Origin of the sequence: Streptomyces torulosus (assembly GCF_001419765.1) — a bacterium.
Lineage (GTDB): Bacteria > Actinomycetota > Actinomycetes > Streptomycetales > Streptomycetaceae > Streptomyces > Streptomyces torulosus.
Window position 1 is genome coordinate 1 of the sequence record NZ_LIRK01000943.1, and the last position, 7,682, is coordinate 7,682.

7 protein-coding genes and 1 tRNA gene are annotated in these 7,682 nt (G+C 73.6%); 6 read left to right on the plus strand and 2 right to left on the minus strand.

The genetic code is table 11. From position 1 onward, the window contains the following. Positions 1 to 39 precede the first annotated feature (39 nt). Positions 40 to 127, plus strand: a tRNA-Ser gene (locus tag AOK23_RS42835). Positions 128 to 504: 377 nt separating this feature from the next. After that, entirely contained in the window at positions 505 to 1,767 is a 1,263-nt protein-coding gene (locus AOK23_RS42840; protein ID WP_055717774.1) for an MFS transporter, read from the plus strand. 37 nt (positions 1,768 to 1,804) lie between these two features. Here the strand turns inward: AOK23_RS42840 and AOK23_RS42845 are convergent, their stop codons facing one another. Continuing rightward, positions 1,805 to 2,248 carry a hypothetical protein gene (locus tag AOK23_RS42845; RefSeq protein WP_055717775.1) on the minus strand — a complete coding sequence of 148 codons (444 nt, stop codon included), beginning with the start codon at positions 2,246 to 2,248 and terminating at the stop codon, positions 1,805 to 1,807. A gap of 265 nt (positions 2,249 to 2,513) precedes the next feature. Here AOK23_RS42845 and AOK23_RS42850 point away from each other — a divergent pair, with 265 nt between their 5' ends. After that, positions 2,514 to 2,999 (plus strand): cation:proton antiporter regulatory subunit, encoded by a 486-nt coding sequence (locus AOK23_RS42850; protein ID WP_469848390.1) that lies wholly within the window; start codon positions 2,514 to 2,516, stop codon positions 2,997 to 2,999. Positions 3,000 to 3,006: 7 nt separating this feature from the next. Beyond that, complete coding sequence (locus tag AOK23_RS42855; RefSeq protein WP_055717777.1) at positions 3,007 to 4,392, plus strand: cation:proton antiporter; 1,386 nt, start codon at positions 3,007 to 3,009, stop codon at positions 4,390 to 4,392. Positions 4,393 to 4,656: 264 nt separating this feature from the next. Here the strand turns inward: AOK23_RS42855 and AOK23_RS42860 are convergent, their stop codons facing one another. After that, positions 4,657 to 5,547, minus strand: coding sequence for an NAD(P)-dependent oxidoreductase (locus tag AOK23_RS42860; protein WP_055717778.1), 891 nt, complete (start codon positions 5,545 to 5,547; stop codon positions 4,657 to 4,659). A gap of 279 nt (positions 5,548 to 5,826) precedes the next feature. Here AOK23_RS42860 and AOK23_RS42865 point away from each other — a divergent pair, with 279 nt between their 5' ends. Further along, positions 5,827 to 6,795: a TauD/TfdA dioxygenase family protein gene (locus tag AOK23_RS42865; protein ID WP_055717779.1), complete on the plus strand. Its 969-nt coding sequence runs from the start codon at positions 5,827 to 5,829 to the stop codon at positions 6,793 to 6,795. Positions 6,796 to 6,914: 119 nt separating this feature from the next. Continuing rightward, positions 6,915 to 7,682 (plus strand): DUF72 domain-containing protein (locus tag AOK23_RS42870; RefSeq protein ID WP_055717780.1); only part of this gene is annotated, 768 nt, incomplete at its 3' end.

Sequence of the window (7,682 nt, forward strand, 5' to 3'; positions counted from 1 at the left end):
CTCTAGGCGAATCCTCCGCCGTCATGTAATGTTTCCGGCGGAGGATTCGCCTAGAGGCCTAGGGCGCACGCTTGGAAAGCGTGTTGGGGGCAACCCCTCACGAGTTCGAATCTCGTATCCTCCGCCAGTGCCTCACCGGGCACGATGTCGAAGGGCCCCACCGTTCGCGGTGGGGCCCTTCGACGTACTCCGTCTCACTTTCCGTCTCAGCCGGCTGTCCGTCGCCTGCTCGGGATCGGGGCACCCGACTTCGATGCGGAGATCTGGGGCGGGGCGGGCCTCGGGATCTCCACCGCCCGCGCTGCCGCCTCGCTGACTTGGATCGTGTACGCGGAGGGTCCAGGAATCGCGTGTCGCCCTACGCTTCTACGACCAGCGACCGACGGGGGCGGCAACGTGGGTCTCTTCGTCGGCATACTCGTGAGCGCCACGGACTTCCGGTGCTGGGCATCCTGAGCGGCAAGGTCGGCGACGGCCGGCTGTGGCAGATCGGATGAAAGAGGCATGAACAGGACAGCATCCGACCGTACGACCGGCGTTCTGCCCGACGCCGCCGCCGTGCAGCGCCGTGTGTTGCGGGTGTTGGTCGCCTCCCAGGTTCTTTCCGGGGCCGGGCTCGCCGCCGGTGTCACCGTGGGGGCGCTGCTCGCCCAGGACATGCTCGGCGCCACCAGCCTCGCCGGGTTGCCGAGTGCGCTGTTCACCGCGGGGTCCGCGTTGACCGCAGTCGTCGTCGGTCGTGTCTCCCAGCGCCACGGGCGTCGGCCCGGGCTGGCCGCCGGCTACCTCACGGGAGCCGTCGGCAGCCTCGGTGTCATCACCGCCGCTGTCCTGGACAACCCCGTCCTGCTGTTCGTCGCCCTGTTCGTCTACGGTGCCGGAACCGCCACCAACCTCCAGGCCCGCTACGCCGGAGCCGACCTCGCGCCCCGCGACCACCGCGCCCGGGCCGTGTCCACCGTCCTCGTCGCCACCACCCTCGGGGGCGTCGCCGGGCCCAACCTCGCCGCCCCCACCGGCACCTTCGCCGAGAAGCTCGGCATCCCCGGGCTGGCCGGCCCGTTCCTGCTGTCCGGCGTCGCCTACGCGCTCGCCGCGCTCGTCCTGGCCGCCCGGCTGCGGCCCGATCCGCTGCTCACGGCCCGTGCCCTCGCCGACGCCGGGCCGGAGGGCGCCCCCGCCGACGGGACCACCACGGCCACCACCGACCGCGAAGGCCGCGGCGGCGTGGTCCTCGGGGCGCTGATCATGGTCCTCACCCAGCTCGTCATGGTCGCGATCATGACGATGACGCCGGTGCATCTGCACGACCACGGCCACGGCACCGCCGCCTCCGGCGTCGTGATCGCCGTCCACATCGCCGCCATGTATCTGCCCTCGCCGCTGACGGGCTGGCTCGTCGACCGCTTCGGCCGGCTGCGGATCGCCGCCGCGTCCGGCCTCACCCTGCTCGCCTCCGGGGTGCTCGCCGCCACCGCGCCCGGCGACTCCGTCGCGCTCCTCACGCTGGCCCTGGCGCTGCTGGGCCTCGGCTGGAACTTCGGCCTCGTGTCGGGCACCGCGATCATCACCGACGCCGTGCCGCTCGCCACCCGCGCCAGGACCCAGGGCATGGTCGACGTCTCCATCGCCGTCGCCGGCGCCACCGGCGGCATCAGCTCGGGCCTGGTCGTCGCCGCCTCCGGCTACCCCGTCCTCGCCCTCACCGGGGGTGTCCTCGCTCTCGCGGTCCTGCCCGCCGTCGCCGCCACCGCCTACCGCCGCTGAACCCCGGCGGTCGCGGGACTCCACTCCCGGCCGCGGTTCACACGTCCCCCGGCCGGCCCCCCGGCTCCTCGGTGCGCGGCAGGACGCTGGTGGTGAGGCGGCGGTAGGCCGCTCGGGCCTGGAGGAGGCGGGCCAGGGTCGTGCCGGTGAGGGCCGCCGTGAGGAGGCAGACCAGCCAGAACGTGTCGCGGGGGTTGGCCCAGGTGAGGACGCCGGCCGGGGGTATGGCGAAGCCGTTGAGGAAGAGCCAGCACAGGGCGGCCGTGCCGGGGGCGGCGGTGAAGCGGGCGTAGACGCCGAGCAGCGCGGACAGCAGGGAGAGCGCGGTCAGGGCCAGGCCGGGGCGGTCCGTGCCGACCAGGGCGTTGAGGACGGCGACCAGCGCCATCGCGCCGGCGAACGCCGTGGCCCACACCAGCGGTGTGGAGACGGGCTGGGGTACGGGGCGGGGGCCGGTGCCCAGGGACACCCACTGGATCATGCCTGCGCTTCCTTTCGGTCCTTCTCCCGCTGCCCGGGCGGAGCCGCGGCCGGAGCGGGCGCGGCGGCGGACGTCGACGGCCTCGGTCCGCATGACCGCCGGCAGGGGGGTACTGGGCAGGTCACCGGCGTCAACGCCGGAGGGCCGGACGGGGATTGTCCCACCGGGGACTCAACCTCGCCTCGGCCAGGCCGTTGTCGGGTCTCGTTAGGGTGGCACCCATCGGGTTTCCGACGACATGTCCGAACCAGACAGGGGGCCAGCCGTGGGTGCTCCGCGCCTCAGCAGTACGCCGTTGCCCGGGATCGGTGTGCGGTACGACCTCAACACCCGTGAGCACCGGCGGCTTTCCGTCGTGGCGCACCGGGACGGGTCACGGACGTTCAGCGCGTACCGGGAGGACGATCCCGACGCGTGCGCGCTGTCGGTACGGCTGACGGGGGGCGAGGCGACCGCCCTCGTGGACGCGTTGATGCCGGACCACCACAGCCCCAACCTGCTGTCCACGACCGAACTGGGCCTGGTCGCCGAGCGGATCGAGCTGGCCTCGACGTCGTACTGGAACGGACGGGTCCTCGGGGACACCCGGATGCGGACCGACACGGGCGCGTCGATCGTGGCCGTACTGCGGCGGGCGGAGGCGATTCCGTCACCGACGCCGGACTTCCGGCTGGCCGGCGGGGACACCCTCATCGTGATCGGCACCCGTGAGGGTGTGGAGGCGGCCGCCGCGATACTCGGCCGGGAGTGAGCGGCCCATGCACCTCTCCGCTCAGCTCTCCGCGTCCCTCGCCGCCCAGGCTCCCCCGCATCTCGCCTCGCCCGTGCGACTCGCCGCCGAGTCCTCCGGGCACTCCTCCGCCGTCTTCCTCATCGAGTTCGGCGCGATCATCCTCGGACTCGGGCTGCTCGGGCGGTTCGCCGCCCGGTTCCGGCTCTCGCCCATCCCCCTGTATCTGCTGGCCGGGCTCGCCTTCGGGGAGGGCGGGCTGCTGCCGCTCGGCACGAGCGAGGAGTTCGTGGCGATCGGCGCCGAGATCGGCGTGATCCTGCTGCTGCTCATGCTCGGCCTGGAGTACACCGCCAGCGATCTCGTCTCCAACCTCAAGACCCAGTACCCGGCCGGTCTCGTGGACGCCGCGCTGAACGCGCTGCCCGGCGCGGCGATGGCGTTGCTGCTGGGCTGGGGCCCGGTCGCCGCCGTCGTGCTCGCCGGTGTCACCTGGATCTCCTCCTCCGGTGTCATCGCCAAGGTCCTCGGCGACCTGGGGCGGCTCGGCAACCGCGAGACGCCGGTCATCCTGAGCATCCTGGTCCTCGAGGACCTCTCCATGGCCGTCTATCTGCCGATCGTCACCGCCCTGCTCGCCGGAGTGGGGCTCGCGGCGGGCAGCGCGACCCTCGCCATCGCCCTGGGCACGGCCGGGCTCGTCCTGCTGATCGCGGTGCGGTACGGGCGACACATCTCCCGCTTCGTCTCCAACGACGACCCCGAGAAGCTGCTGCTGGTCGTGCTGGGGCTGACGCTCGTCGTCGCCGGGCTCGCACAGCAGCTCCAGGTGTCGGCGGCGGTCGGCGCGTTCCTCGTCGGCATCGCGCTGTCCGGTGAGGTCGCCGAGGGGGCGCACAGTCTGCTGGCGCCCCTGCGGGATCTGTTCGCCGCCGTGTTCTTCGTCTTCTTCGGCCTCCACACCGATCCGGCGAGCATCCCGCCGGTGCTGCTGCCCGCGCTCGTGCTGGCCGTCGTCACCGCGCTGACGAAGATCGCCACCGGGTACTGGGCGGCCCGCCGGGCCGGGATCTCCGTGAAGGGCCGCTGGCGGGCGGGCGGCACGCTGATCGCGCGCGGCGAGTTCTCCATCGTCATCGCCGGGCTCGCCGTCACGTCCGGCATCGAACCGTCCCTCGGGCCGCTGGCCACCGCGTACGTGCTGATCCTGGTCATCGCGGGCCCGCTCACCGCCCGCTACACCGAGCCGGTCGCGCTGTGGGCGACGGGGCGGCTGCGGAAGCCGGCGGCCGGGCAGCCGGCCGTCGCCGCCACCACGGCGGACGGCGGTGCGCCGTCGGACTCCGCGTCTTTGACCGGGGCGGCGCACGAGGTCCTGCCGGCGGAGGAGCGGGACACCGTCGAGCGGTCCTGAGGTCTCGTGAGGGGGGCTCGGCGCGGGATGGGGCCCCGGCACGGGACGAGGGCCCGGCCTGGGATGGTGCCCCGGCTTGGGATGAGGGCCCCGGCTCGGGCATGACGACCCCGGCTCGGGATGAAGGCCCCGGCACGGGATGACGACCCCGGCACGGGATGAGGGCCCCGGCACGGGATGAGGACCCCGGCACGGGCACCACGACCCCGGCACGGGATGAGGACCCCGGCACGGGATGAGGGCCCCGGCACGGGATAAGGGCCCTTACTTCTCCGCGGCCTCGTCGAAGCTGGCGAAGTACGCGGCGGCCATGTCCTCGTCGGCGTGGCCGTGGGCGGCGGCGCGGGCGAGGCGTGCGGCGCCGGCCTCGGCCACGTCGAGGCGGACCCCGTGGCGCTGCCCCGCCTCGACGATCAGCCGGGCGTCCTTGGTGGCGGTGGCCACGGCGAAGGACGCCGGGGACAGCTTGTCGTCGAGGATGAGCGCGGACTTGGCGCGCAGGTAGCCCATGTCGAGGGGGCCGCCGTCGATGATCTCGAAGAAGGACCGCGGGTCGACACCGAGGGCCTTGGCCAGGGCGAGTGTCTCCCCGGCCGCGTTGGTGGCGGCGAGCACCCAGCTGTTGGCGACGAGCTTGAGCCGGGTGGCGGTGCCCGCCGCGCCGTCCTCACCGGTCCACACCGTACGGGCGCCCACGGCGTCGAAGACGGGCGTCACCGTGTCCCGCCCCGCCGCCGGGCCGGCCGCGAGGACCGTCAGCTGCCCGGCCTCGGCGGGCTGCCGTGTGCCGAGGACCGGGGCGTCGTAGTAGGCCAGGCCGTGTTCGCCGGCCAGGGCGGCCAGTTCGGCGACGTCTTCGAGCCCGGCGGTGGTGGACTGGACCCAGGCGGCGCCCCCGCGCAGGGCCGGCGCCGCCTCGCGCATCACGTCCCGCACGGTCGCCCCGTCGTACAGCATCGTGAGGACGACATCGGCGCCCCGGACGGCCTCGGCGGGGGTGTCGACGACGTGGACGCCGTCGGCGGTCAGCGGCTCGGCCTTCTCGCGGGTGCGGTTCCACGCGCGGACGGGGTGCCCGGCCCGGGCGAGGTTGCGGGCCATCGCCGCCCCCATGATGCCGGTGCCCAGGACGCCGACGGTCGGCTTGTCGCTCATGACGTGATCTCCCATCAACTTCCCGGATCACCGTTCGACTTCTCGCCTTCGGAGCCTACGTCTCCGACCGCGCCGGCCGACGTCTCTCCGTACGGCGCGGCTCTCGGTAGGTACGGCGCGGCTCTCCGTACGGCGCGGCCCGCCGGGCTCGTGCCCGGCTGAAAGGGGCCGCCGGGCGGGTAGGACGTGTACGGCAGCCGTACCGAGCAGGGAACGGCGAGCGGTGGACGGCGTGCCGTGGACGGTGAGCGGTGGACGGTGAGCGATGAAGGGTGAGCGATGAACAGCGACAGCACGGGAGCCGTCGACGGGCTCGACGTACGGCCCGCCTCGGGGTACATCGGCGCCGAGATCCACGGCGTGGACCTCTCCGGGCCCCTGGACGACCGCACGGTCGACGGCATCCGCTCGGCGCTGCTGCGCTGGAAGGTCGTGTTCTTCCGGGGGCAGCGGCTGGACCACGCCGGGCAGATCGCGTTCGCGCGGCGCTTCGGGGAGCCGATCAGGCTCCGCTCGCGCGGCTCGGTGTCGCCTGCGGAGTACCCCGAGATCGAGACGACCGCCGACCGACAGGAACTGGGCCGCAAGCACGGCATGGACCAGGCCGAATGGCTGGAGCGCCGCCGCCACTCCACCCTCCGCGGCTGGCACGGCGACCACACCGCCCGCATCGACCCGCCCGCCCTCACCCTCCTGCGCGCCGAACAGGTGCCCCCGTACGGCGGCGACACCACCTGGGCCGATCTGGCCACTGCCTACGCCGGGCTCTCCGAACCCGTACGCCGGTTCGCCGACGGACTGCGCGCCGAGCACCGCCTCGGCGTCGGCTACCTCGCCCGCTCCGGCCCCGACCCGTATCTGCGCCACCTCCAGGACCATCAGGTGGCCTCGGTGCACCCCGTCGTCCGCGTGCACCCCGAGACCGGCGAACGCGTCCTCTTCGTCAACCCGTACTACGTCGAGAACATCGTCGACGTCAGCAGAGCGGAGAGCCGGCTCCTCCTTGAGATGTTCGTCGAGCAGATCACGCGCCCCGAGTACACCGTCCGCTTCCGCTGGGAGCCGGGCTCCGTGGCCCTCTGGGACAACCGGGCCACCGTTCATCTGGCCCCCAACGACACCGCGCACCTGGAATTCCCGCGCATCATGCACCGGGTGATGGTGGCCGGGGAGCCGCCCGTCGGTGTGGACGGCACCGCGTCGAAGTCCCTCGTGGGCGCGCCACTGCACGAACCCCACGACGCGTAGCCGCCCGCTTGGCCGCCCGGCCGGGGCCGCGCGTGCGCAGGAGCGGGCCCGAGCCGCGCCGACGCTGTGCCGCATGGCGCCGAGTAGTCGTCCGGCCGAATCCGGGTAACCGGCACCGCATGGGTGAGCTGCTGGTCGGTACCTGTTCCTGGACGGACCGCGCGTTACTGGCCGGCGGCTGGTATCCGCGCGGCCGGCGCGACGCCGAGTCCCGACTGCGGTACTACGCCGAGCAGTTCCCGGTCGTCGAGGTCGACTCCAGCTACTACGCGCTGCCCAGCCGCCGCAACGCCGTCCTCTGGGCCGAGCGGACGCCGCCCGGATTCCGGTTCGACGTCAAGGCGTTCTCGCTCCTGACCGGCCATCCGACCCGGCCGACGGCGCTCCCCGAGGACCTGCGCGACCGGACGTCCCCTCTGCCGGGCCTGCTCGACCGGATCTGGGAGCGCTTCGCCCACGCCGTGGAGCCGTTGCGGATCGCGGATCGGCTGGGGGCCGTGCTGTTCCAGTTCCCGCCGTGGCTGGCGCCGGGGCCGCGGGCGGAGAAGACGCTGACGGAGTGCGCGGAGCGCACGGCGGGCTGGCCGGTCTCCGTGGAGTTCCGGCACCCGGCGTGGTGGCGCCCCGGGCAGGCGGACGAGACCAGGGCCCTGCTGTCCCGGCTCGGCCTCGTCGCCGTCGGCGTCGACATGGCCCAGGGGCTCGGCACCTCCCTGCCGCCCCTCGCGCCCGTCACCACGCCCGAGCTGGCCGTCGTACGGTTCCACGGCCGGAGCCCCGCCTGGGGGACCGGCAGCAAGGAGGACCGTTTCCGCCACGACTACACGGAGGCCGAACTCACCGCGTGGTTGCCGCGGTTGCGGGCCGCCGCCGAACAGGTCGACGAG